We start from the raw sequence: 25,996 nt of genomic DNA, 5'->3' as shown, positions 1-25,996 counted from the left end.
GATACAATCGTCTGGCAGTTTCTTTTGATAGGCTCACACAAACGCTTACGTATCGGAGTGGTTATGCAAAAAACAATTCTTATTGCAGATGATCGTCCTGAAATAAGAACGCTTGTACGAATCACTCTTGCCAGTGACGGATTTAACGTTGCCGAATGTAAAAGTGCACCGGAAGCCATCTCATTAGCAAAGGAGTTGGCTCCACATCTTATCCTTATGGATATTGATATGCCGGGCGAGTTCAACGGTATTGTTGCAACAAAAATGCTCGCCGCAAACCCTGAAACGGTAAATTGTCCGGTGATCATGCTTACAGCATCGCGGGACGCAATTAAAGCCTGCATCGAATCCGGCGCAGTCGCCTACCTCACAAAGCCCTTCAGCCCCATCGATTTATTAAAACACGTACAGCAATTTGCGCGCAATAGTTAATACTATAACAGCAACGCATTCTTCGTATCCACTTCCTTGGCGGTAAAATACCCGCTATACCTGCTATTCTCATAGTACATATCCTAGAGTGGCGCATATTATTAGAAGACAGCCTTCTCTTTTTTCAAAGCTGTTCTGCAATCATGTGCCCCTGCAAATTTTCTTTGAAGGATACACGCTATGTCTAAAAACAACACCTGCGAGCTGGAAGTAAAAGAAGCATATGCTCAGCTTATTAAATATGCTGAAGACTTGCATACGACCATCAACCTGCTCAAAGACTCTCATCTTGATCTGGAGATGGCATACGTAGATACCGTAAACAGGTTGGCACAAGCAGTTGAGTACAAGGATGAAGCAACCGGTCATCATGTATTACGTATATGTTTTTTCAGCGCCATTCTTGCCCATTCACTCGGGCTTTCAAACGAAAAAGTGCTTAGAATTTACAATTCAGCAGCGATGCATGATGTAGGTAAAATCAGCATACCGGATTCCATCCTTCTAAAACCGGGGCCATTAACTACAGAAGAATTTGAAATAATGAAGACCCACACCACCGTGGGGGCAAAACTGCTTGCAAATTCAAAGTCCAGCCTCTTGGAAACCGGACATATTATTGCGCTGAATCATCATGAACGATGGGACGGAACGGGATATCCAAATGGGCTTACAGGGGCAAATACTCCGATTGAAGGCCGTATTGTCGGATTAGTTGATGTGTATGATGCACTACGCTCCGAGAGGCCGTATAAGAAACCATACTCTATGGAGAAAACTACAGCCATCATCCGCAACAGTTCCGGAAAACATTTTGATCCAAAACTTGTTAAAGCATTTTTTGAAAACCTGTCACGTTTTGCGCATGTTGATGAAATTTTACGCAACCCAGAACAGCAAGATATTGAAATTTTATTCAAGGAAGTACTCCCCGATTGTACGCTAACCCACAGCTCCTCAATTACAACCATTTTATGACGTCGGGCAACGCTGTATGCAGACAGAACCAAAACAATACATACTGATTGCTGTATCTGAAACAAAAGCAGCAGCGCAGCTAAAAGAAGGTATAGAATCAACATGCGGCATACCCTGCCTCGTTGCGACAACCTCTTCCGAAGCCTTCAGTATGGCCTCCCGATATAGTGACCAGCTACCACTTGCTATTCTAGACACATCTCTGACCGGCATCTCTGAAAGTTTATTCTACGTAACTGCTGAACATAGCATCCCAACCCTGCTCCTTACTGACAACTACACCGAAGCATGTGCCTCCTGCGCATTGTCCCCGACAATTATCGATGCCGTTCTAAAAAGCAGCGATCTCGTCGCGAATGTGATTGAAGTCGTGCAGCGCCTGCATCAGAATAAAAATACAGAAGTTCTGATCGTCGACAGCTCAGCATCCGTACGGCACTACCTGTCATATGTTGTTTCCAACTATATGCTGAACCCTCGAACAGCAGCATCTGGAAAAGACGCACTGGCTCTGCTGGAACATGAAAAATTTCCGCTTATCCTCATCGACGCCCACCTTAGTGATATGCCCGGAGTTGAACTCACGCGGTTGATACGTAAAAAGCATCCGCCGGAACTTACATCCATCATAGGAATCTCAGGAAATTCTGATCTACATATCTCCGCCATGTTTCTCAAAAGCGGTGCCAGCGACTTCCTGAATAAGCCGTTCAAACGAGAAGAGCTCTACTGTCGCATGATACAGAATCTAAAAATGACGGAACTGCTCTATTATTTAGAACAACTGAATGCGCTTAAAAACAAAATGCTCGGCATGGCAGCCCATGATTTAGTCACACCGATCACTGGCGTGCAGGGGCTCTCTTCTATTCTTAAGGAAGGATACGCAGGTGAATTGACAAAACAGCAGAAAGAAATTGCTCAGGCAATATTCTCAGCCAGTAACGATATGCTCACCCTTGTTACCGACATTCTGGATGTTTCAACAATCGAAAGTGGCCTGCTTTCCATCAATAAAGAACCTATTCAACTGAATGACATTGTCGCTCGGAGACTCGCTCTTGCCGGACTCACTGCGGCTCGTAAATCAATTGCGCTTCATCACAACCTTGAACCACTTGCGGAAATCCACGGTGACCCTAAACGCATAGGACAACTACTCGATAATCTGCTGTCCAACGCCATTAAATTTTCTGACCGTGAAACAACAATCCACATCAGCACAAAAGAAATGGAGAAGAACATTCTGCTGATTGTAAAAGATGAAGGCCCCGGAATAGCAGAAGAAGAACTCAAACAATTGTTCACGCCATTCACTAAAGGCGCAGCCGCACCAACCGGAGACGAGCCAAGCCACGGTCTCGGGTTACACATAGTAAAGCGTATTGCTAGTGCCCATAATTGTAGTGTAGATGTAGCAAGCTCGCTGGGCAACGGCACACAATTTACCGTCAGCTTTCCTTTGGAAGCTGCTTCAAGCTAACTTTTTCCACCCAACATTATATGATACCTAATCTCTCAACAGTGACTGTTCCGGAAACGTTGAACAACACACGCCTTGATGGTGCTCTTTCCTTATTTCTTCCAGAATCCGGCATGCGCGTGCGCAGAAGAATTTTCGAAACCCATACGGTTCTCGTTAACGGTATTCCACGTTCAAAAGGGCATTCGGTCTCTACTGGTGATCAAATTCTGCTCGTTGAAAAAACAGTTCCGGAAGGCATAAAAAAAGAAACTTCCACAACTGGAGAGTGCGCTCCGGACGAGAGCGCAGAGCTTAAAAAACAGTTACATATAGTGCATGAAGATGCTCATTTTGCAGCAATCTACAAACCGGGCGGATTACATACCGCAGCTATATCAGGAAAGAGTTCCCCCAATCTTGAAGCGGAACTGCCAGCTCTATTTGCCCATCACACCACAGCTGAAGATCCGCTGCCCATCCTTGTAAACAGGCTCGATTGCCTGACATCAGGTATGGTCATGGCAGCAAAGTCAGAAGCCGCAGCAGCCATGTTCAAAGAAATTGAAAACGCTGGTGCTGTTGAAAAAATATATATTCTTCTCGTGCATGGCTCCGTGCCTGCTCCGCTGCATGTGACCAACAAGCTTGATATGGCAAAACGCAAAGTCACAAAGGTATTGCCGGAAGCAGATACCGACCCGCTTCGCCACACAATGTTTCTTCCCCTGCTGGAAACTACGATTCCGAATGATCCTTCAAGTTCAGCAACGCTCCTCATGGCTGCAATAAGCAAAGGCGCGCGCCACCAGATCCGTGCTCACATTGCCTCCCAAGGATTCCCCATCGTCGGAGACCCGCTCTACGGCCCCCCTCAACCATGTTCTGACTTAACACCCCAGACCATGTACCTTCATCACTACCAAATAGAACTTGGTTCCTTTTCCGCCATGTGTCCTCCAACATGGAACACATGGGAACAATGGAAAGGGTCAATTCCTACAAAATAATCAGCGTGTTATAAAAAAATATAGATTTATTGTATTTTTTAATTGAAAAAGATTTTCAATTTCAATATAAAGAAGTCAACCCGAACATAGTTGGCTGAAACAAATATGAAATTACACATCACCATTACTCCTTCACAGTCCACCGGACCGTCTCCCCAACGACGGTCCGGTCTGTATTCATCAAGAACTCCCAAAACATACGACGTCTACTGTAGATAGCTGTTGTATTTCCATGCAGCAGCATAACCAAACAGGAGACAAGATTATGGCATCAGTATTCATTACGTACGGTTCAACTACAGGCAACACAGAATACGTTGCAGAAAGCATTCAACGTACACTGGAACAAAGCGGTCACGAAGTAACCATCGCAGATGTTGCAGACATCAAAGTTACAGACCTGGCTAAAGCCTATGATCTTTGCTGCCTTGGATGTTCCACATGGGGTGATGACGAAATCGAACTACAGGATGATTTTATCCCTGTGTTCGAAGAAATCGAAGGCATTGACCTTGTTGGTAAAAATATCGCCTGCTTCGGTTGTGGCGACAGCAGCTACGAATATTATTGCGGCGCAGTGGATGCGATTGAAGAAGCATGCAAAGGCGCAGGCGCTTCCGTATTTGCCGAATCACTCAAAATCGACGGCGACCCTAAGGCCGAGCAGGCAGACATTGATGCATGGGTAAAAGACCTCATTGCTAAATTAAACGCATAGCATAAAGGGGTGTCCTATGAATCAATCGCTAAGCATCAGCTCTTGTCATCATGCGCAAGCAATCCGGAATTTCTTTAAGAAGACACGGATACTTAAAACTGAACGTCCTTCCCCATACACGGACAAAACCCCGCAGCATGATGACATTGAACAAAACCCATAAAAAAGGGGAACAGGTAATGCTACACCTGTTCCCCCCTTCTACAAAACAAGAGACATGATATGAGTAAGCGAAATATCTTTGAAACAATTGCCTTTGTCTCCACTATCGTAGCTTTGCAAATTGCAGCAGCAAATCTGATGCTGTAACAGCAAGCATATACAAATTTCTACGCTGGGCTTACCCCAGCCGGAGCTTCAGCTGGTGCATTAACTCGGTCTCTTCACTGATGCGCGCCAGCTCTCCGGCTACACAAGCTCAGCACTTTAGCACCCCTTGCTCCCGCGGGGGTGCTTTTCTTTTGCCTCCGGCGGGGCTTTTACGAGCCTCCGGCGACCGCCTATCAGCGGATGTCTTTAGCTACCCTGCGGGGCTTGCCTCCGGCGGCTTAAGAACCTCTTGCAAGAGGTTCTTAAGAATCTCCAGAAACCTTTATCTGCGAGGCAGCACGTTTCTTACCTACTTTTGCGGCTTATGCTCCACTACCTTTCAAATATTAAAAAAAGCTGTTCTACATATAGAGAACAGCTCTTTTATGTTTATCTAGTCAGTGAGGTTAAGCCGCGTGAAAACATCATCAACGAACTTTCATCGCATAATAAAAGTCTTTGGAAAGGGGTCTGGGGAAGAACCTTTCTACAGAAAGGTTTTCCCCAGCCGTCGGAGACAAAAAAAAGCGTCGCAGACAACAAGTAACAAGACACACGACAGACTTGGTCATAAAAAAACAGGCTGTGGAATTAACCACAGCCTGTTTCATTTTATTACGTAGAGAGCTTGCTAGCTCCAGATGTACGATGCACCGTAGACAACGACGAACACGCCGATGCCGAATTTAATGCTCATACCAAGAGACTTTCCGTAAAAGGCACCTTTTGAAGCGGTCATGGCTTCACTTAAGTTTCTGCCATGTGCTATTTCAAAAATAAGACACCCTGCGTATGAACCGCCTAGGGCACCGATAAGGGCACCGAATCCGAAAAAGAACGGAGCACCGATAATAGCGCCACAGATGGCACCGATGATACCGCCCAGGTTTCCTTTCTTTGATCCGCCATATTTTTTGGCTCCCACAAGCTGGGAAATAAACTCGAGTGCTTCACCAAGCAACACGAGCCCGCCGGTAATTACAAAGAACATGGTGTCCATATCCACAGATTGTGCGGGATACATGAACTTCCATAAAACAAGCATACCCATAATCAAAAAGTTTGCGGGCATACTCAAAAAATGCAGGCCGAGAAACGCGACCATCAGAGCTGTAAAAACAACTGCAAAAACTGTTTCCACTCAATATTCCTTATTCTCGTTTATCTACCACTCGCTGTGCCTTGCCTTCTGATTTTGGCAAACTATTATGCTGAACAATTTCAACACGCGGTGTGATAAGTATTTCACTACAAAGCCTTGAGGCAATTTTACGTTGCAACCCTTGCAGTACACGCATGTCATCTACAAAGTGTTCATCTTTAATTTCCACTTTTACGCGCAACTGGTCTATAAAATTCTCACGCTCAAGCTCAATTACATAGTTCTCACCCACTTCATCAAATTCCATAAGCACGCGTTCGATCTGCATAGGGTAAATATTAACCCCTTTAATAATAAGCATATCGTCTGCGCGGCCTAAAATTCTATCAATGCGTCTATGCAATCTGCCACAAGGACATTCGTCAGTAATAAATCGAGTAAGGTCTCTAGTACGGTAACGAATAATCGGCATGCCGTTACGGCACAAGGTTGTCATAAGCAACTCGCCAATTTCTCCGTCCGCCACTGGTTCTAATGTTTCGGGATTCACAATTTCAGGAAGAAAAGCATCTTCCCAAATGTGCATACCGTTCTGTTCTGTACATTCAAAAGCTACACCCGGTCCGTTCATTTCTGAAAGACCGTAGGAGTTGTATGCCTTTGCACCGAGTAATTCTTCAATACGCTGACGTGCTTCTTCCGTATGCGGTTCTGCACCTGTTACAATAATACCCAACGGTAGATCATCCGGCGTCATGCCCATGTCGCGCAGTGCTGCACCTAAGTAAAGGGCATAAGAAGGAATGATGTGCGCAGCATACGTGTTGAAATCTTTCATCAACTTGAACTGACGCTTTGTGTTACCCGGCCCAGAAGGCATAGTAAGACAACCTAACCGCTCTGAACCATAGTGCAGGCCTAGACCACCGGTGAACAGTCCGTACCCTGTCATATTCTGGAATACGTGCTCTGCACGGACGCCAACCATATGAAGACAGCGAGCTACGAGATCAGACCAGTTATCGAGATCACTCTGAGTGTAATGAATAACGGTCGGAGAACCTGTTGTACCGCTGGATGCATGCATGCGCACAATATCTTTAAGCGGAACAGTGTTCATTTTATCCGGATACTGGGCACGGAGATCATCTTTAGTGGTAACAGGCAATTTGCGCACATCTTCAACACACTGGATTGAATCAGGTGTAATCCCCATTTCATCGAATTTATTTCGATAAACTGGAGCCTTGCCAGCCTGAGCTATAGTTGTGCGTAAGCGGGCAACTTGTGCCTGTTCAATTTCTTCCCGTGACCAACCTTCTGCCGGATCAAAGTATACCATTCTACAACCCCTTATTCTCTAAATGAGGGGGGATTATACGTAGCTAACTGATGATGTCAATTTCGGCATTGTCGAAATTCAATTTTTATTCAATATTCTGTGATGCTTTAAGAAGACCGAAGCATCCTGCGAGCATCATATCACCACCGGGTGCGATCATAACGCCCTGCCCATCAAGGATCGAACGCTTTGGCCCAAGCAAGTATGTTGGGAAAAAGCCTTCAGCTTCATCCGGCAACTCAAGGTACATACACCCGTGACCACCAGCATCGCGCACCATCTCGTCAGTAAGCCAACCGCGACGGAATTCTTTCAAGTCATGGGTAAGCTCTTCTTTAGACAACATGCCTGTGTGGTGTTCATAAACACCGTAAATTTTTTCCTGATACACGAGGAAGGCAGAGATGTGGCTGTTGCCGACATTCACAATTGTAACGCCTGTACGCCAGCTGCGCTGCGCCACTTCCGGAACATACAATGCGCCGAGTACTGCTGCCGAAGCACTGTCAGCAACACATCCACCACCGGTTGCCTTCTGAATTGTGGCAAGACGGGTAAGCGCTGCGGTAGGCTTTCTATATAGTAAGGAATAAGGATTGCCTTCATGGCGGGTTAAAAGATCATTCCACATACGGAATCGACCGATTCTATTTCCTTCGTCCTCATGCACACCATGATCTTGAGCTGCTATGATCACTTCATCAGGATTCGGCAAGCCTGCCATTCCGAGATATGCACTCCACCAGCCAGCGTTGTAGTCGCAAAGCTCAACAGGAACATAGCCGGAAGGACAACTGTCACAAATAGTAACGCCAATTGCTGCCACACGTTTAGGATCATCGTTCAGCGCGTAGGCTGCATCAGGATGAATAGCCACATGAAGCCCTGCATCAAGATGCTTCTTCATTGCACCAAAGAAGCCGCCGCCCATATTGGAGCCGAACATATAAATGTCACGCTTGGCGTTGGTAAGCTCCATAATACGTTTTGCAATCATTTTTGCTGGAGACGGCAGAACAAATTTACTGCAATTTTCCAATTCAACATCATCACGGTAATACAAAACGTCCTGAGTTCCGCTACCAATATCAAGAAAGAGAGTCGATTTCATATAAATGCTCCAATGGAGTTATGTAACGTAGAATAAGTAATCTTGCCTCTTGCAAAAAACAGCATTTTTCACGATTCGACATGCAAGACCATTCAGGTATCTAATTTCATGCATCACAAAAAGCTAGAAATTTTGTTTACCCCTAAAAAGTGTTTCAGAGATGACGAACTACAAACATACTATTTAATCAACTACATATGCCAACAATATGTCTTTCAAGCTATAACTGGCTTTTAAAAAATCGTAAAAAAGGCAAAAAAACGCTTGCAAAGCACCGCCGTTCCACATAGACACATTTCCGCGCTGAGGAACAACACCTTAGCGCACCCCTCAGAACATCGCGCAAGCGAAGTTCAACTAAGTGCCCAGGTGGTGGAATTGGTAGACACGCTATCTTGAGGGGGTAGTGGGCTACGCCCGTGGGAGTTCGAGTCTCCCCCTGGGCACCATGCACTTAGGAAAAGATCATACGAAAGTATGATCTTTTTTTTTGCCCTTTTTTCTACTCAAGACTTCTCACAAAAATGCCGCTGACCATTCCTCGTCAAAAGATAGGCTCAACGTTATTTAACCGTTGCTATCACATATTTTCAGCTCTCTTTCCATTCTGGACACTCGTTTATTTTCAAAATTTGAAATCCATTCAACAATACATCCTCCTGTCTTTTATGGACAAGCCTCTCAAAGGCACTTTTTTTTCCACAAGCAGCGCTTATTTGTAACCGCATACACTGTTTAAAGTTTAATTATTCAAACAGTCGCACAACAAGAGAAATGGTTTTTTTTCACAATCAAAACAGACTGTTAGTCTTGCTTCCATTTTTGATTGATTGTGTTATTTTTTTCGAAATAAAAGCCAAAAAATTGAATTAAACGATTGACCAAGCCCTCCATCGCATATAGTGTTCCTAAATCGTATTTACATCGTGCTTCAGATTCCCTCGGGGTTGCAGCACACACGCCCCAAACAAAGCTTGCTTTGTGGTGGGGAGATAATCATTTCTGTTGGAGTTTTTGTTTTGAATAAGAATATTTATGTTGGCAACCTTTCCTGGGGCTGTACTGACCAAGACCTTCGCAACCTTTTTGCTGATTTCGGCGAAGTTGCTTCCGCTCGTGTAATCGAAGACCGTGAAACTGGTCGTTCCCGTGGTTTTGGCTTCGTGGAAATGGATGCTAACGGCGCGACTCAGGCTATTGAAGGCCTTAACGGAACTAGCTTCCAGGGCCGTGACCTTCGTGTAAACGAAGCTCAGCCTCGTGAACGTCGCCCTCGCTACTAAGCAATTATAGTTCGACGATCAGAGCCCACCTATTTGGTGGGCTTTTTTTTGGGCTTTTTTTACCCTCTTTTTTACACCACGCCCTCTTCACCACACCTCTCCTTTTTTCCTCTATCCATCCAAGGCACACCACAAGCCTTAGGACAAATACTTTTGCTTCGTATATGCAAGTTTACAATCCACAACGCACAAGCACTGCAACAATCACAGCTAGTTACTAACTTAAAACAGTCAAAAATGAAAAACAGTTGTTGACTTCTTTTCAATCATGAAGGAATCAAACAGCGTCCGCAGACGGACAGGCTGCCAAACATTATCTGACAAACTTCTTGTAACGGAAGAAGCAGATTCAAACTGGCTGCCAAAACGTGTGCGGCGTTCCGCATGCGACCCCCACGAATCAAGTGTGGAATGATTCTGACAAAACTACACACGAGGCAACAATATGGCAGACTTTGGATATTTTCGAAGCAGCCCTGCCTCTTTTCTTGTAAGCATCATTAAAATGCCAGCAAACATGGTGGCAGTAGAAAGGAACGCACAATGAGCGATATCAAACGTATGGAAATCGGCACCCGCATGAGCAAAATCGTCATCAACAACGGCGTGATTTACCTTGCCGGTCAGGTTGCTGAAGACGCAACTAAAGACATTAAAGAGCAGACAAAAACCATGCTCGCTAAAGTTGAAACCCTGTTAGCAGAAGCTGGCAGTGACCTTGAGCACATGCTCTCCGCAACTCTGTACATTCGTGACATGAAAGATTTTGCTCAGATGAACGAAGTTTGGGACGCATGGGTTCCAGAAGGCCATGCTCCAGCACGCGCCTGTGTGGAAGCACGTCTTGCTCGTCCAGAACTTCTTATTGAAGTATCCATCGTAGCAGCACAGAAATAAGTAAAAAGCAGGAGGGCAAAGCCAATACGCTCCGCCCTCCTGCTTCTCATTTTCCAGCACTTCCATCGCAAAACCTACATACATCCCCTCGAAAGCCCTCCTTCTATCATTATATATAGCGCCCGCTAGTGAGAGCTCTTCTAAAAACACAAACGGCACCACATGCTATTGAAACATATAACTATGCCGATGCCTTTACATACTCCCCTCCGATAAATTTGCGTGTATCTGACATATCTTCAACACGCAGCAGCAATGCTCCGATAAAAAAACAAACGCCGCCGAACGTCAGGTACTCACTGGCCATGACGGGAGCAAAAACATCTCCGGTTTGCGGCAAATAAAACGCAACCGTGCTCGAAATCTGAAATGCAATTGATCCTGCTATATTCACCCACACAATCCACCATTCTTCCGATCGAAACGCTTTTATGGAAGGATCTCGATAGATTTCCAACCACGCAAAAAAACAAGATACTAAAAAACAGATACTACCCAGCATTCCAGTAAGCCATATGGCGATGTTCATTTGCAAGGGGGTGACTGCAAGCAACGCTGACGCGCAGTTAACATTGAAAAACAACGTACCCACAAACTGCACGATGGATGACAAGTACCCCAGATTTTTTGGTCGCCATGCCATTCGAATCCAGTGACATCGCTGGGTCCTAAATAAATCCGGATTCGTAATATCTTTATTTATAGACTCCACAAGCTGTAAATATGCGGCTGATGTGAAAAAAATGGACCCGCAAAAGAATATTATGTTGAATGATGCCGAACATGAATCCGGAAGAAAGCCGGGTAGAGAAAACAACGAAGCACCGATCATAAACAACACCGCCACCCAATAGTTAATCTGCTTAGCGCAGACTACATATTTGGCCTGATCCTCTTTACTCAACTGCATTGGCTGTATCCATCGCACCCCTTTCCGCACCGGCCGCGCCGTATATTCATTGCTACCATCTTTATGGTGCAACTTTACGTGGGTCACAAATGGGCCAAGAGTCTTATACTCGAGCCTGTGTTGTCCTAATCCAGCCATGCCCCTTCCTGTTTCTATTTTACTTCACACGCACAACGCCTTCAAAGTGCTACTGTTAGCAACCAGTAAGCGAAAGTCACATTCGGCAACTCCTTCACATTCTTCATTCTCTTGCAGGTTGCTCTTTTTTGCATTGAGAACTTACAAAAATTCTGTTCAAAAACGACTGTAAATATTGCATGTTATATTTCAGATGGGGAAAAAAGGCATACACAGCCACATGTTGAACGCCTTTTTTCTGCATTTTTTTTGAAAAAACACTTGCCAAATGCTCGTAATACACATAATTACTTTTTCCGCGTTAAGGGAAAAAACTTTAACGCACCCCTCAGAACAACGCGCAAGCGACGTTCAAATAAGTGCCCAGGTGGTGGAATTGGTAGACACGCTATCTTGAGGGGGTAGTGGGCTACGCCCGTGGGAGTTCGAGTCTCCCCCTGGGCACCATGCACTTAGGAAAAGATCATACGAAAGTATGATCTTTTTTTTTGCCTTTTTTCTATTTTTACAGAAAATATTATTTAAAACCAGAATGTTATAACAACAAAACATACGGCAGTGTATCAAAAAAAAAGATCAAATGCCTCAACTCATAACAAGACTTCGGCTAAAATTATGAGAGATCAAGAAAGAATTAACACTCAATACACCATTCCAAAAGAGTGTATATCAACACACTCTATTGCTCCACCACGCCACCTAAGAAAAGCCATTGCTATCCCCCCAACACTCCCTACAAGGCAATCAACTCCACTTCTTCCCACACACACCTTCACTACCCCAATTGATGCAAGGCTAATCGACTCCGACTCCCAGTACAACTGTACTCAACGCAATAATGCAGAGCATACCGCCCTCCAACCTTTTCCATTCATTCACGATTGTGCGAAACAATTTTTTTTTAACCACCTATCAATACTGATTAATTACTCATTTCAGGCTTTCGTTATTTTATTCACAAAATATTTTCACGGATTTTATTGAAAAAATTTATATCATACTGTTTTTAAAGTGAAATTTTAAAAAGCCTATTTATTCCCGTGTTAGCACCTACTAACTTACCCCTTTCCAACCCCGTTTTATGGTGGTACTTCTTAGTCAGGCGCTTGAGTAATTATTCACAATCGCATTTAGAAAATGTGATTTACATGCTTCTCGACCTTTGATTGCTTGCTGCACTATTCTAGCATGATCAACAGATTGTGAACCTCAGCGTGACTTACTTTCGTCAAGATAGAGAATAATGCAGTTTGCTGAAGGAAAGTTTTTGGAATGCTAGCCAATCTTTTCCCATTTATGAACTGGATTAAGGACTACAACACGGAGACACTCCGGTCGGATACTATCGCGGGGTTAACTGTAGCTTTAGTTCTCATTCCTCAGTCTATGGCATACGCACAGCTTGCAGGGCTCCCTGCGTACTACGGGCTTTATGCTTCTTTTCTTACTCCTTTAATCGCTGCCCTATTCGGTTCCAGCCGTCAGTTGGCTACTGGCCCTGTCGCCGTTGTGTCTTTGATGACAGCAGCATCTCTTGAACCTCTTGCCACTATGGGAAGCGAAGGCTACATCGCCTACGCTATCCTCCTTGCTCTTATGGTAGGCGGTTTCCAGTTTCTACTTGGAATCTTGAGACTCGGTCTTGTAGTTAACTTTCTCTCTCATCCGGTTATCAACGGCTTTACCAATGCTGCTGCTATCATTATTGCCACCTCTCAGGTGTCTAAACTGGCAGGCGTATCCGTAGACAAAGCAAGTCATCATTACGAGACTCTTATTAGAGTGGCGCAAAGTGCATTTAACTACACACACCTGCCCACACTTGCCATGGGACTACTCGCGTTTGCTATCATGATCGGATGCAAGCGGTTTATTCCTAAGATACCAAATGTATTAGCAGCTGTGCTTATTACTACCTGCCTTTCATGGGCAATAGGATTCAATCATGACGTAACTATCCCTGTATCGTCTATCGAATCCTCCCGCGTACAGAGCACCATAGCTGTGTTCAACGGCACTCTGGCTTCAGCTGAAAAACTGGCAATGCAACGTACCGAACTCAGCAAAGAACTTTCAGCAGCAAACGCGATTGGGGAATCTCTGCGTGCGCTGAATATTCAGCATGAACTTAGCACTATCGAATTGCGACTGGCAGGCGTAAAAGACCAAAGCCATCAGCTTCGTAAATCGCTTCGTAACATGCTCTTTAGTGGTGTTGAGCAGTCTGACGGCACCATGGCGTTCTATCTTAAAAATGGAACACCACCTACCATGCATACAGATGGCAGGACATGGCGACTACGTGTAGGCAACTCACAAATCAGCTCAACAGCCCTTACAATGATGGGTGGCGGCGCAGTTGTAGGAACAATTCCATCCGGACTCCCTACTATTGCTGCTCCGACATTCGACCTTTCCGCCGTACTGCACCTTATCCCGTTCGCAGTAATAATTTCTCTGCTCGGCTTTATGGAAGCAATTTCCATTGCGAAAGCCATGGCAGCGAAAACAGGACAGCGAATTGATCCGGATCAGGAACTTATCGGGCAGGGACTTGCCAACATGATCGGTGCCTTTGGCAGAAGTTATCCGGTTTCCGGTTCGTTCTCCCGTTCAGCAGTCAATCTTCAAGCAGGTGCCGTAACTGGCATGTCCAGTGTATTCGCCTCCATAATGGTTGTGCTTACACTGCAGTTCTGTACCCCACTGCTCTATCATTTGCCGCAGGCAGTTTTAGCGGCAATCATTATGATGGCAGTGTTCGGGTTGTTAAACGTCTCAAGCTTTGTGCATGCATGGAAAATTAAGTGGTACGATGGAGCTATCTCCGTCATTTCCTTCATCACAACGCTCGCCTACGCTCCACACTTGGACAAAGGCATCATGCTCGGCGTTGCGCTTTCGTTAGGTATGTTCCTGTACAAAAGTATGCGCCCGAATGTTTCTTTTCTCTCCCGCTCTCAGACTCCGTCACATCGGGATACCACCCTCACGGGACTCGAAAACTGTAAAAACATCTCCGTAATCCAGTTTGAAGGTCCGCTCTTTTTCGCCAACGCAAGTTTCTTAGAGGATATCGTTACGGAAAAGATTTTAGAGAATGATTCGCTTAAGCACATTGTTCTCTCTGCTGGTGGCATCAACGACGTAGACTGTTCCGGTGCGGAAGCATTAGAGCTTATTATTGAAAAAGTTCAGGCTAAGAACATCGAATTTTCAATATGCTCTGCAAACAAAACGGTTCTTGCCGTATTGCAGAAAGCTCATTTGTTAGAAAAGATCGGTACAGACCACATCTACGCCACTGCCGAGGAAGCTCTGCGTAATGATTGCAGGGTTACACGTGCAGCAAAGGAGACTACAGACGGTCCCCTGCCAGCTGCATGTCTTCGCGCTAGTTAGGCGTTCTCGGAAACAGTCTCAACTGCTTGAACTAAAGCGCTTTTTACGTTCAGGCAATTGAGACTGTTCACGAGTTAAAAAATTCCTACACTCTTCTTCAATATTATTGATTGCTATTTCAAGGCATTCGATTGACTTCCTCATGAATCTTCCTTAATTCTCCCTTCCGCCTTAGAATTGAGCACATGCTCAATACGTATCGGCAGCTATTTTTTTATACAGATACAAATCGTTCAGTCGCAATGCAGGCAAGACGCTATGTCTTGTCTTTTTTATTGTGCGCCGCACATCTGCTCAATGTATCCATATGTTTTTTCAGTCGGAAAACGGCTGCCTCTCTATGCTGGACAGATACAAACGTCTGGATTCAGCCTCATATAAAAAGGAAATTTTAATGGAATCTAACCACTCCATGGTACCAAGCTCTCAGGGGAGCATTCAGGCAGACATTTTTTCAGGACTCACCGTTGCGTTAGCGTTGGTTCCAGAAGCTGTAGCTTTTTCTTTTGTCGCTGGAATCTCACCGATTGTCGGCCTGTACGGTGCATTCATGATGTGCCTTATCACGTCTATTCTTGGTGGTAGACCGGGAATGATCTCCGGTGCAACCGGCGCAATGGCTGTAGTTATGGTTCACCTTGTGGCAGAAGGTAATGCGCTCGGCACACCGGGTTCCTATGCCGGTTTACAGTACCTGTTCATCACCTTGCTGCTTGTGGGTCTTCTTCAGATTCTTGCCGGTACATTCAGACTCGGCAAGCTTATTCGCATGGTTCCACGTTCCGTTATGATGGGCTTCGTAAACGGTCTTGCCATTGTAATCTTCCTGTCCCAGCTCAAAATGTTCAAAGTCGGCGGCGAAATGCTGCAGGGCGACGCGATGCTCACCATGTGCGGACTTGTTGTTCTCACCATGGCAATTCTGTTGTTCGTACCTAAACTCTGGTCAAAAGCTCCGGGCGCTCTCATCGCAATTATTTCAGTATCTTTGCTGGTTACTCTTGCAAATATTGACACCCAGACAGTGCTTTCTTTCATTCAGTCAAACGGCGGCACCGGCATTAAAGCAGGTCTGCCAACCTTTGCAATTCCTCAGGTACCTTTGACTTTGGATACGTTAATCTTCATTGCACCATATGCATGCATCCTTGCAGCAATCGGTCTTATTGAATCACTCATGACCCTTAACCTTATTGACGAACTGACCGACACACACGGTCGCGGCAATAAGGAATGTGTCGCGCAGGGCATTGCCAACATTGCTAACGGATTTTTCGGCGGCATGGGCGGCTGTGCCATGATCGGGCAGAGCATCATCAACATCACCTCCGGCGGTCGCGGTCGTCTTTCCGGTATCACTGCTGCAATGGCGCTGCTCTTCTTCATCCTTTTCACTTCCCAGTACATTGAAATTGTACCTATCGCAGCACTCGTAGGGGTTATGTTTATTGTTGTAATCAAAACCTTTGCGTGGAGCACATTCAAGATCATGAACAAAGTTCCTAAATGGGACGTTGTCGTTATCATTACAGTGACTTTCCTCACCGTAAAATATGATCTCGCAATCGCAGTACTCTGCGGTGTTGTTATCTCCGCTCTTATCTTTGCATGGGAAAACGCACTTCGTATTCGTGCAAGAAAATTTGTTGATGATCACGGCATCAAACACTACCAAATCTACGGACCTCTTTTCTTTGGTTCCACCTCACTCTTCATGAGCAAGTTTGATGTGAAAAACGACCCACAGGAAGTTGTTATCGACTTCGAAGAATCCCGTATTATGGATCAGTCAGCTATTGAAATTATCAACAAGCTTGCTGCCCAGTACCAGCGTGCAGGTAAAACAGTATACTTCTGGCACTTAAGCAAAGATTGTGTACGGTTGATTGAAAAAGCTGAAAAAATCTGTGTAGTAAACGTGCTTGAAGATCCAGACTATTTTGTTGCGATCGACAAATACCACGAACTGCAGACAGCCACGATTTCCCAAGCAGCATAGATCTTTATTCGATCCTAAAAAGTCTTTAAAAAAAGAGTTAGCTACGTACGTAGCTAACTCTTTTTTTTATCTTTCTTCATACTGTCAACGAAACCTGCACGCACCCCACCATTCAATAACCCACTGTTTTAGTACATCAAACATTCTGCCTACAAAATTCAATCTAAGCGTTAACCAAAAATTGACGCGTTTCTTGCTAAACAAAATGCTTATCCAGTTACACATGCACAAGTGTACATATGATATTGCAAATGTTTTATGAGGAAACATAGATGGACACACAAAACACAGTAGGCACACACAGATTCCGCGCGGTTCTGTTGGCCTTTATTATAGCTATCACCCTATGGACGCTCGTGCGTCTGGGACTTCTACTCTTTTCATGGAACGATGCATCACCGTCGTTTGCCGAATTCTTACAAATTTTTTCAGTCGGTTTTCTTTACGACCTCTGCTTTTTCGCATTCGCGACTCTTCTTCCCTGCCTGTACATCACATTTACTCCAAATTTCATCTGGCATTCCAAGCCAAATAAAATATTCATGTACGGCGCGTTCTTTCTAACTATTTTTATTCTAATTTTTGGAGCAACTGCAGAGTTCTTCTTCTGGGAAGAATTCAATGTTCGCTTCAATTTTATCTCTGTAGACTATCTCATCTACCGCAGAGAAGTGATCGATAACATCTTAGAGTCATACCCTCTTTTTGTTATCCTACCTGTAATTGCGGCAATTTCTGCTGCTATTACCTACCTACTTCGTTCATCACTTACAGGAATCCTTGCTGCAAAAAACTCCTTCGTTTCGAACCTGATTCCTTTCGCAGGGATCTTACTTGTTGCAGCAACTGGCGGCCTTTTCCTTACCAGCGAAATGCGAGATTTCTCCGACAACACATATCAGAAAGAACTTGCTGCTAACGGTCCCTATCAGTTCGTGTCAGCCTTTAAGAACAATGAACTAGACTACTACCAGTTCTATCCCTCTCTGGACGAGGAAATCTCAAGCCGCACAGTCCGCACCGATCTTGCAGACACAACAGGTAAGTTTTTGTCTAAGAACGAACACAGTCTATTTAGATCCATCAAACGTTTCGGTGAAGAGAAAAAATACAACGTAATCCTCGTTACCATAGAAAGTCTTACCCCTAAGTACCTCTCCCGTTACGGTGCAAAAAAAGAAGTTACACCAAACTTGAATGCTCTTGCCGCAGAAGGACAATTCTATACACAGCTATTTGCAACCGGCACCCGTACAACTCGTGGTCTTGAAGCATTGGCGCTCTCAATTCCTCCAACCCCCGGACGATCTATTGTAAAAAGAATCGGCAACGAAAAAGGTTACCTTTCTTTAGGACGAATCTTTGAATCAAAAGGCTATGACAGCTACTACATTTACGGTGGTCGAGGCTATTTTGATAACATGAATGAGTTTTTCAGCGGCAACGGCTACACAGTTGTTGACCAGTCTTCAGTACCGGATAAAGACATTGGATTTGAAAATGCGTGGGGCATGGCGGATGAATACCTGTTCAATCAGGTACTCAAAACAGCAGATAGTTCTCTCAGTGCTAACACTCCGTTCTTCCTCCACGTCATGACAACATCAAATCATCGTCCATACACCTACCCTGACAATCGCGTTGCTATTCCTTCAGGTGATGGCCGAACTGGTGCTGTTCAGTACACGGATTGGGCTATTGGAGACTTCCTTAAAAAAGCAAAACAAAAGCCGTGGTTTGATAACACAATATTTATATTTGTTACAGATCATCAGGCTAGCAGCGCAGGACGTGAAAACTTACCTGTTCGTCGCTATAGAATCCCAATGTGGGTGTATGCACCAAAAATTGTACAACCGAAGTTGGTAGACACACTTTCGAGCCAGATTGATGTTGCTCCTACAATTCTTGGCTTACTCAACTGGTCATATTCGTCGTTCTTTTACGGAAGAGATATTGCTCAGATGAAGCCGGGAGAAGGCAGAGCCTTTATCGGCAACTATCAGTATCTTGGGCTATTTGACGGGAAACGGATGGCGGTTCTTGGACCTAAGAAAAGCATTGAAATCCAGACCATTGAAAATGAAACTGCTATTAAGACTGTAAAAGGTACAAAAGATGACAGCCTCGTAAAACGAGCTATCTCTTACTACCAGAACGCAGCGTGGGTGTATAAAAACAAATTGAATACCGACTCACTACTACCTAATAACATAATTAATAACTAAGCACTGTTGCCGTGCTTGGCTTGCGATGATTCTGCCAAGTCTCGTAAAATAAGCACATCAAGTTGTTTAGACATGCCCCCCAAGTAGTGACTCCCGTATTCCGCAACCGGCCGGTGACTCGTTGGTTGCGGAACTAAAAAAAGCCCCGTTTCCTATTGGAAACGGGGTTTATTATTAGAATAAAGTTTCTTCTTACAATTCGCAGCAGTTACCAGCTATGTACTGTGATGCAACCTCAGTGAATTCTGCAAGCTGTGCATCAATCCACGCTGTTGCTTCTTCTCCGGTAAGGCCAAGTTCAGCAGCCATCAGGCGTGCCACTTCAGGGGCGACTTCCACGGTTGCTGCGGCATCCAAAAGAAGTGCACGGGTACGCAAAGCAAGTACACCGTACAGTGTTTGTGCCATTTCAGAGCGCACAGCCCACACAACTTCAACCTTACGATACGGAAGACGAGGATGCAGCAATTCTACAAGTGTTTCATCTTCATCCATCATTTCATATAAATACTGAACGTCACTACCGTATGCACGGAATGGATCATCTTTTTCGAAATCACGCGTCCAGCCATGGAGAGGCATGTTGCTAGTACGGCACTGCACTTCTGGGAGATGCGCAGTTTTCGCACATGTGTTCACAACATCTTCTGCCATTTTACGGTAGGTAGTCCATTTACCACCGGCAATGGTCACCAGACCGGAATCAGACACGGTAAGATAATGGTCACGTGACAATGCAGACGTTCCGTCAGCGCCGTCTGCTTTAATGAGAGGACGGATACCGTTGAACACACTGCGCACATCTTTACGCTGCGGTTTACGAGCAAGGAAACGGCCTACGTGCTCAAGCAAGAAGTCCACTTCATCATTCGTTGCCTTAGGTTCCATCTGAGGGCCGGAAACTTCTGTGTCCGTGGTTCCAATAATTAATTTGTCATGCCACGGAAGAACAAATACAACGCGACCATCGTCTGTTTTAGGAATCAAAATACCTGCATCGCCCGGGCAGAATGCTCTGTCGAGCATAAGGTGAATACCCTGGCTAGGCTGAAGAATCGCCTTTGCAGCCGGATTATCCATCTGTCGGATATCGTCCGTAAAAATGCCTGTAGCGTTGACGACGGACCGTGCATAGATCTCATGCTCTTTACCTGTCAGCAAATCAACAGCCACAACACCACGAACTTTTCCATCCTCTTTAATAAGAGAACGAACTTGCATGTGGTTTACAGGAGATCCACCCAGCTCTTCCATGCTCAACGCAAGCGTCATTGCGTAGCGGGCATCATCAAACTGTCCATCATGATAACGGACACCAGCTTTTACGCCCACAGGGTTTAGCCCCGGTACATGGTGGAAGGCACTATTGCGAACCATCGGGTAGGAACGGCCAAAACTGAACGGACCTGAAAGAAGGTCGTACATCACCAGACCGATTCCATAATAGAATGTTTCCCACCAGCTGTATGTCGGAACGATAAAGGATTGATCGTCCACAAGATGCGGTGCGTTACGGCGCATACGGCCGCGTTCATGCAATGCATCATATACTAATGAAAAGTTCATTTGTTGCAGATACCGTACGCCGCCATGAACAAGCTTTGTGCTGCGGCTGGAAGTGGCCTGACAAAAATCCGCTGATTCAAGCAGAACAGTTGAATATCCTCTGGATGCTGCGTCTACACCGGTACCAAGACCAGTTGCACCACCGCCGATGATAAGAACATCCCACACATCCTGACTTTCAATTTTTTCTATAGATTCTGAACGTTGCACACTCATCTCCTAGTATTTAGTTCCTACCGGATTGGCGGTGGTAGAAACGCCCCATAAAATATGTTTCAGAAGCACTTCACAAGTTACTTCTGCTCAACAGCAAATTAGGTAAACCCTCTATTTTTCATACTACCGTGACAGATGCTCTGCTCAAGTTATTTTTTGTCAAAGCAAATGATACGTTATTCAAGCTTGTTAAAACGGTTACACGACGTTTTTTACCCTATGTAAACGTTTCATTTTTACAGCATTTAACCCTTTTTTACATCATTTACGTATCAAATATAGATCATTTCAATACATCCAAGCCAGTAACTCTGTCTTTTTCAAATAAGTATTACTTTCTACATTGTAAAGATATTAGTTATCGCTACTATTATCGTTACATTCTAATCAATTTGGTGACTGAGTATTTACAAACTAGATCCATCTCACGGCCTTCACTCAGACTTTTTCATAGCGAGACCTCTCTTCACCGCACATTGCTCCATCCTACCTCTCACCGCACACTACTCCATCCTACTTCTCACACCGTACACTGCTCCACCCATAGTGCAGACAAAAAAACACCCCGCGATTGCGGGGTGTTTCTCATAAAAAAAGATGACTAACCGGAGGGCTATTTCATTTTCCCGCCGTTCATCATCATTGGTTTTTCCATAGGCATCATCATGCCGTCTTTCATCATCATAGGCATCATCATATTATCTTTCATCATCATAGGAACCATCATCATCATGCCGTTTTCCATCATAACCGGCATCATCATGCATTCCATGTTCATATCTTTCATCATCATGGATTTGTCTTTCATATCTTTCATCATCGGCATCATCATACCGTCTTTTGCCATCATAGGCATCTTCATCATGTGACCTTTGCACATCATCATAGGCATTTTCATGTCTTTCATTGTGCCGTCTTTCATCATCATAGGCGCCATTGCACCGTCTTTCATCATCATAGGCGTCATTGATCCATTAGGAGCCATCTTCATCATGATCATGCCATCTTTCATCATTGGGTGCTTCATCATCATATCTTGCTTCATTGCAAATGCTGATGCAGCAATTGTCACAACCATAGCGGTTAATAGAAAAATTCGTACCAATTTCATGAAATATCTCCTGATTCGTAGTTATGTTACTCTCCCGACGTTTCGCACCGTAGGGACGAAACAAAGTACATACTAACCTAATTGAGGGGGCTTACATCCATTATATCTTTTTTACGTGATACTTTATCCAAAAAAATGCAAAAAACGCTTGCCAAACTCCCTCAATCCACATAGACACATTTCCGCGCTGAGGAACAACACCTTAGCGCACCCCTCAGAACAACGCGCAAGCGAAGTTCAACTAAGTGCCCAGGTGGTGGAATTGGTAGACACGCTATCTTGAGGGGGTAGTGGGCTACGCCCGTGGGAGTTCGAGTCTCCCCCTGGGCACCATGCACTTAGGAAAAGATCATACGAAAGTATGATCTTTTTTTTTGCCTTTTTTCCTAGTCACACGATATCTAACGCAAAAAACACATTCTTCACCCTGCCTTAACAAGTCCGTAACGCTCGTGACCTATCAATCTCATCACATTGATAACACAAACAAAAGGACTGTTATACCATGCGGCTACGCACCAAACTGACTCTTTTCAGTATTTGCATCGGTCTCCTCCCGTTGCTTGCTATGGGCACATACAGTGTGCACACCGCAGCAGTCAGCCTTGAAGAAAGCTCCTTCTCCCAACTCCGATCTACTCAGGACGCGCAACGTCGACACATTCAAGCGCTGTTCGACACGTGGAAGCGGGAGACAATCATCTTTTCCAAAGTTAAAGAAGTGTACAACGCCATCGGCATGCTCCGTGACGCGACATACACTGCTGTAAAAGGTGAACCACTGGAGCTGGATGAGGAGTACGAAAACATCTATCAATATGTTGCCCCCTCATTCCTTCCCTTTGTAGAAGAAATGGGCTTTGAAGATGCCTTACTTATGGATGATTACGGAAGAATCATTTTTTCAGTAAAACGCGGCAAAGAACTTGGTGGCGACTTCCAGCACGGAGCGCACAGCGGTTCACCACTCTCAGCCGCATGGGCAAAGGCAATGGAGGGGCAAGTTTGCTTTACTGATATCGCCCCGTTTGCACTGGACAACAACACCCCCGCTGCTTTCATTACCGCCCCTGTTTACAGCTACACACAAGAAATCTTAGGCGTTGCCGTACTGAGACTGCCGGTCAAACAACTTTCAGCCCTTATTAATGATAAAGACAGCTCGAGCAAAAGTGACTCCTACCTCGTAGGAGCTGACAACCTTATGCGCTCCGACCTTGCACGTGCTTCAGCGACCCATAGCCTAAAGAATTCGTTTGCAAATCCATCCACAGGTCGCGCCACACAAAAAGCTATCACTATCGCACTTTCCGGAAAAAGCGGAACTCTGATTGACAAAAGCTTTGATGGAAACGAATACGCAACAGCATACTCCCCCATTCAGTTCGGATCGAACACATGGGCGATAATCAGCGAATTACCCACATCTATTGCATTCGCGGCTGTACAAGAACTACGCTATGCAACTCTCATTCTGGGAATAGTCAGCACTCTGACCATACTGATTGCAACGTTCAGCATGATTCACCTATCACTGGTCAAACCATTTCAACGCATTCTCACCTTTGCCAAAGAAATTTCAGACGGAAATCTTTCTGCCAGACTCGATTACAAATTCACGGGAGAAATAGCAGAGCTGGCAGCAGGAATGCTCCACATGGTCAATCAGCTGAAAGAAAAACTCGGCTTCTCAGAAAGCATTCTTGCCGGCCTCACACATCCGTGCATCATTACTGACAACGAGAACAAAATTGTCTTTACCAACACACAATTCACTTCCCTTGTTGATTCCACGAAAGAGCCATCATTCTTTATAGGAAAGCCTGCAGCCGCATTGTTAGAAAACAGTGACAAATCCACCCAACATGTCCTTCGAAATCAGCAGGCTGTACTCAATGTCGAACAACAGTGGACGACTATGGCCAACATAACGCGCATAGTGCGTGTCGATTGTGCACCACTGTATGACATGGACAAACAACTCATCGGCTCCATTGTCCTTGCCAGCGACCTCACAGACATACGAACCAAAGAACAACGAATTCAACACCAGCACACTAAAATGCTTGAGGTTGCTGAACAGGCGGAGAACATTGCTTCAAACGTGTCTACAGAAGCCATCACATTATCAGGACAGGTTGAACAGATTGGTGTTGGTTCACGTTTGCAGATTTCAAAACTTAAAGAAGCAACAGACATTGTGGATGATATGAACACAGTGCTTGAACACTCTGCGTCCTTCGCTGAAGACGCAGTAAAGAACGCCAAAAGCGCCAAAGCAAAAGCAGAGCACGGTGCAGGAGTTATGGAACAGACAGCATCCGCCATGCAAAAGGTACAAACCCTTTCCAGCGAACTGAAAGAGAGTATGCACGAGTTTGGATCACAGACTGCGGGGATTGGAAACTTAATAGGTGTCATCAGTGAAATTGCAGATCAAACAAACCTGCTGGCGCTGAACGCTGCAATTGAAGCAGCACGGGCGGGAGATTCCGGACGAGGCTTCGCAGTTGTAGCAGACGAAGTTCGCAAACTGGCAGAACGCACTATGGACGCTACAACCACTGTAAATAAAAGTATCGACACCATCCGCACACAAATAACAAACAACATAAGCAGTACAAACGCTGCCGTAGAAGCTGTCGCTGAAAGCACAAGACTTGTTGAGGCATCATCAGAGGCACTTCAGGACATAACATCCCTGTCTACATCAATGGGTGATCACATTGAACGCATCGCACAATTCTCCAGAACCCATTCGGACCAGCAGTCAACAATCCTCACAAGCGTTACCGCCATCAATGAAGTTGCCACAGAAACAGGTCAAGGAATGGGAGAATCTGAAAAGGTGATCAAAGCCCTTGCCTCAAACTCAAGCGAACTAAGCAAACTCATCGGCACCTTACGCGGATAATACATCACAACTTCAGACTATCAGTCCCGACCCCCATCAGACCAATCAAGCCACGTAAAAAACGCAAAAAGCCTGATCATGTTCATGTCATGATCAGGCTTCTCTACCGGCCCACAGTCCGGCATCATACATTATATAAATCCATTGCTGTAATTTTCGAGCATATGTTTAATTTGGCGCTGAACATATGAAAGATAATGCGGTGTGCCTTGCATTTCTGTTCGAAAACGTAAATTCTTCTTTCATGTGAAAACTATCACATAGCTTTCCGAGTTAGCAACACTTTTCCCACGATATTAGTATGATAATACGAATTCTATAGTACTTTTTTTTATTTTATTAATACTTTTCAAGTAGTTACCTGTTTTCACTTTTTATCTACTTTGAAATTCAATCTTGTAACACACTGAAATACAGCACTATTAATAATATTTATAAGATTGTGACATTTATCACTATGTATCAAATCTTATACATTTTTTGTTTACATCTTTTTGACCGTTGCCAACTATCCACTGTGAGGAAATTTAGTTCGCATATTGCTTTTTGCTTTTTTCTTTTTAGACTCAAACAATTTTAATAAGCTTTTTTGCGCTCATTTTTTATATTTTTATCAGCAAAATTTTTTTTCTACATCTTTTTTTTACTGTAACTTTTAAAAGAAAAAGTAATTTTTATAGCACTACACTCTTTTTTCTCGCATTTAAGATTTTTTGCAATGCATCATTTTCTTAAATAAGCTGTTTTCATACACAGATACTGCTCTGAGATATTTTTTTGCATTCACCTTTTCGCACCTCAGCCAACAGACATCATTAGCTTTTTTTATTCAACAGTCTTGCCCATAAGTAGGCACTAACAGGATAAC

At 44.6% G+C, this 25,996-nt stretch carries 17 protein-coding genes and 3 tRNA genes; 14 read left to right on the top strand and 6 right to left on the bottom strand.

The window, feature by feature from the left end:
- Positions 1 to 63 precede the first annotated feature (63 nt).
- The 5 genes from ACZ5V1_RS00605 (at position 64) to ACZ5V1_RS00585 (ending at position 4,600) form a co-directional block, all read left to right on the top strand.
- A complete protein-coding gene (locus ACZ5V1_RS00605) occupies positions 64 to 432 on the top strand; it encodes a response regulator (RefSeq protein ID WP_464390130.1) in 369 nt (122 codons plus the stop codon).
- A gap of 180 nt (positions 433 to 612) precedes the next feature.
- Positions 613 to 1,410, top strand: coding sequence for an HD-GYP domain-containing protein (locus tag ACZ5V1_RS00600; protein ID WP_464390129.1), 798 nt, complete (start codon positions 613 to 615; stop codon positions 1,408 to 1,410).
- Between the two features lie 16 nt (positions 1,411 to 1,426).
- Positions 1,427 to 2,893 (top strand): hybrid sensor histidine kinase/response regulator, encoded by a 1,467-nt coding sequence (locus tag ACZ5V1_RS00595; RefSeq protein ID WP_464390128.1) that lies wholly within the window; start codon positions 1,427 to 1,429, stop codon positions 2,891 to 2,893.
- A 20-nt stretch (positions 2,894 to 2,913) separates the two neighbouring features.
- On the top strand, positions 2,914 to 3,882 hold the full coding sequence (locus ACZ5V1_RS00590; RefSeq protein WP_464390127.1) for a pseudouridine synthase family protein: 969 nt from the start codon (positions 2,914 to 2,916) through the stop codon (positions 3,880 to 3,882).
- 265 nt (positions 3,883 to 4,147) lie between these two features.
- The gene (locus ACZ5V1_RS00585; protein WP_464390126.1) at positions 4,148 to 4,600 is read left to right on the top strand and encodes a flavodoxin; all 453 of its coding nucleotides are present in this window, start codon (positions 4,148 to 4,150) and stop codon (positions 4,598 to 4,600) included.
- Between the two features lie 940 nt (positions 4,601 to 5,540).
- On the opposite strand, the gene ACZ5V1_RS00580 is transcribed toward ACZ5V1_RS00585, so the two are convergent.
- The 3 genes from ACZ5V1_RS00580 to ACZ5V1_RS00570 form a co-directional block, all read right to left on the bottom strand.
- A complete protein-coding gene (locus tag ACZ5V1_RS00580) occupies positions 5,541 to 6,050 on the bottom strand; it encodes a DUF456 family protein (protein WP_464390125.1) in 510 nt (169 codons plus the stop codon).
- 10 nt (positions 6,051 to 6,060) lie between these two features.
- Complete coding sequence (locus tag ACZ5V1_RS00575) at positions 6,061 to 7,353, bottom strand: phenylacetate--CoA ligase family protein (protein ID WP_464390124.1); 1,293 nt, start codon at positions 7,351 to 7,353, stop codon at positions 6,061 to 6,063.
- Between the two features lie 85 nt (positions 7,354 to 7,438).
- Positions 7,439 to 8,464, bottom strand: a complete 1,026-nt coding sequence (locus ACZ5V1_RS00570; protein WP_464390123.1) for a DUF1786 domain-containing protein — start codon at positions 8,462 to 8,464, stop codon at positions 7,439 to 7,441.
- Between the two features lie 363 nt (positions 8,465 to 8,827).
- On the opposite strand from ACZ5V1_RS00570, the gene ACZ5V1_RS00565 reads away from it, so the two are divergent.
- The 3 genes from ACZ5V1_RS00565 to ACZ5V1_RS00555 all read left to right on the top strand — a co-directional run bounded on the left by ACZ5V1_RS00565 (position 8,828) and on the right by ACZ5V1_RS00555 (position 10,644).
- Positions 8,828 to 8,913, top strand: a tRNA-Leu gene (locus ACZ5V1_RS00565).
- Positions 8,914 to 9,483: 570 nt separating this feature from the next.
- Positions 9,484 to 9,747 carry an RNA recognition motif domain-containing protein gene (locus ACZ5V1_RS00560; protein ID WP_464385352.1) on the top strand — a complete coding sequence of 88 codons (264 nt, stop codon included), beginning with the start codon at positions 9,484 to 9,486 and terminating at the stop codon, positions 9,745 to 9,747.
- A gap of 543 nt (positions 9,748 to 10,290) precedes the next feature.
- Entirely contained in the window at positions 10,291 to 10,644 is a 354-nt protein-coding gene (locus ACZ5V1_RS00555) for a RidA family protein (RefSeq protein ID WP_464390122.1), read from the top strand.
- A 181-nt stretch (positions 10,645 to 10,825) separates the two neighbouring features.
- On the opposite strand, the gene ACZ5V1_RS00550 is transcribed toward ACZ5V1_RS00555, so the two are convergent.
- Positions 10,826 to 11,692 carry a hypothetical protein gene (locus ACZ5V1_RS00550; RefSeq protein WP_464390121.1) on the bottom strand — a complete coding sequence of 289 codons (867 nt, stop codon included), beginning with the start codon at positions 11,690 to 11,692 and terminating at the stop codon, positions 10,826 to 10,828.
- A 361-nt stretch (positions 11,693 to 12,053) separates the two neighbouring features.
- On the opposite strand from ACZ5V1_RS00550, the gene ACZ5V1_RS00545 reads away from it, so the two are divergent.
- The 4 genes from ACZ5V1_RS00545 to ACZ5V1_RS00530 all read left to right on the top strand — a co-directional run bounded on the left by ACZ5V1_RS00545 (position 12,054) and on the right by ACZ5V1_RS00530 (position 19,321).
- A tRNA-Leu gene (locus ACZ5V1_RS00545) sits at positions 12,054 to 12,139 on the top strand.
- 825 nt (positions 12,140 to 12,964) lie between these two features.
- Positions 12,965 to 15,094, top strand: coding sequence for a SulP family inorganic anion transporter (locus ACZ5V1_RS00540; protein ID WP_464390120.1), 2,130 nt, complete (start codon positions 12,965 to 12,967; stop codon positions 15,092 to 15,094).
- Positions 15,095 to 15,488: 394 nt separating this feature from the next.
- A complete protein-coding gene (locus ACZ5V1_RS00535) occupies positions 15,489 to 17,093 on the top strand; it encodes a SulP family inorganic anion transporter (protein ID WP_464390119.1) in 1,605 nt (534 codons plus the stop codon).
- 272 nt (positions 17,094 to 17,365) lie between these two features.
- Complete coding sequence (locus ACZ5V1_RS00530; protein ID WP_464390118.1) at positions 17,366 to 19,321, top strand: LTA synthase family protein; 1,956 nt, start codon at positions 17,366 to 17,368, stop codon at positions 19,319 to 19,321.
- Positions 19,322 to 19,513: 192 nt separating this feature from the next.
- Here ACZ5V1_RS00530 and ACZ5V1_RS00525 read toward each other — a convergent pair whose 3' ends face one another.
- Positions 19,514 to 21,103, bottom strand: coding sequence for a glycerol-3-phosphate dehydrogenase/oxidase (locus ACZ5V1_RS00525; protein ID WP_464390117.1), 1,590 nt, complete (start codon positions 21,101 to 21,103; stop codon positions 19,514 to 19,516).
- 613 nt (positions 21,104 to 21,716) lie between these two features.
- Positions 21,717 to 22,214, bottom strand: a complete 498-nt coding sequence (locus ACZ5V1_RS00520; RefSeq protein ID WP_464390116.1) for a hypothetical protein — start codon at positions 22,212 to 22,214, stop codon at positions 21,717 to 21,719.
- Between the two features lie 247 nt (positions 22,215 to 22,461).
- On the opposite strand from ACZ5V1_RS00520, the gene ACZ5V1_RS00515 reads away from it, so the two are divergent.
- Positions 22,462 to 22,547, top strand: a tRNA-Leu gene (locus ACZ5V1_RS00515).
- 172 nt (positions 22,548 to 22,719) lie between these two features.
- Positions 22,720 to 25,128, top strand: coding sequence for a methyl-accepting chemotaxis protein (locus ACZ5V1_RS00510; RefSeq protein ID WP_464390115.1), 2,409 nt, complete (start codon positions 22,720 to 22,722; stop codon positions 25,126 to 25,128).
- Positions 25,129 to 25,996 lie beyond the last annotated feature (868 nt).

This window comes from Halodesulfovibrio oceani subsp. galateae (assembly GCF_055397225.1).
Note: the sequence above shows the minus strand (reverse complement) of the source record. Positions and strands in the feature narration are given on the sequence as shown.

Bases quoted from the DNA above. Each gene is read 5' to 3' on its own strand.
- ACZ5V1_RS00605 (WP_464390130.1), top strand. From the start codon at position 64: ATGCAAAAAACAATTCTTATTGCAGATGATCGTCCTGAAATAAGAACG.
- ACZ5V1_RS00600 (WP_464390129.1), top strand. From the start codon at position 613: ATGTCTAAAAACAACACCTGCGAGCTGGAAGTAAAAGAAGCATATGCT.
- ACZ5V1_RS00595 (WP_464390128.1), top strand. From the start codon at position 1,427: ATGCAGACAGAACCAAAACAATACATACTGATTGCTGTATCTGAAACA.
- ACZ5V1_RS00590 (WP_464390127.1), top strand. From the start codon at position 2,914: ATGATACCTAATCTCTCAACAGTGACTGTTCCGGAAACGTTGAACAAC.
- ACZ5V1_RS00585 (WP_464390126.1), top strand. From the start codon at position 4,148: ATGGCATCAGTATTCATTACGTACGGTTCAACTACAGGCAACACAGAA.
- ACZ5V1_RS00575 (WP_464390124.1), bottom strand. From the start codon at position 7,353: ATGGTATACTTTGATCCGGCAGAAGGTTGGTCACGGGAAGAAATTGAA.
- ACZ5V1_RS00570 (WP_464390123.1), bottom strand. From the start codon at position 8,464: ATGAAATCGACTCTCTTTCTTGATATTGGTAGCGGAACTCAGGACGTT.
- ACZ5V1_RS00555 (WP_464390122.1), top strand. From the start codon at position 10,291: ATGAGCGATATCAAACGTATGGAAATCGGCACCCGCATGAGCAAAATC.
- ACZ5V1_RS00550 (WP_464390121.1), bottom strand. From the start codon at position 11,692: ATGGCTGGATTAGGACAACACAGGCTCGAGTATAAGACTCTTGGCCCA.
- ACZ5V1_RS00540 (WP_464390120.1), top strand. From the start codon at position 12,965: ATGCTAGCCAATCTTTTCCCATTTATGAACTGGATTAAGGACTACAAC.
- ACZ5V1_RS00535 (WP_464390119.1), top strand. From the start codon at position 15,489: ATGGAATCTAACCACTCCATGGTACCAAGCTCTCAGGGGAGCATTCAG.
- ACZ5V1_RS00530 (WP_464390118.1), top strand. From the start codon at position 17,366: ATGGACACACAAAACACAGTAGGCACACACAGATTCCGCGCGGTTCTG.
- ACZ5V1_RS00525 (WP_464390117.1), bottom strand. From the start codon at position 21,103: ATGAGTGTGCAACGTTCAGAATCTATAGAAAAAATTGAAAGTCAGGAT.
- ACZ5V1_RS00520 (WP_464390116.1), bottom strand. From the start codon at position 22,214: ATGAAATTGGTACGAATTTTTCTATTAACCGCTATGGTTGTGACAATT.
- ACZ5V1_RS00510 (WP_464390115.1), top strand. From the start codon at position 22,720: ATGCGGCTACGCACCAAACTGACTCTTTTCAGTATTTGCATCGGTCTC.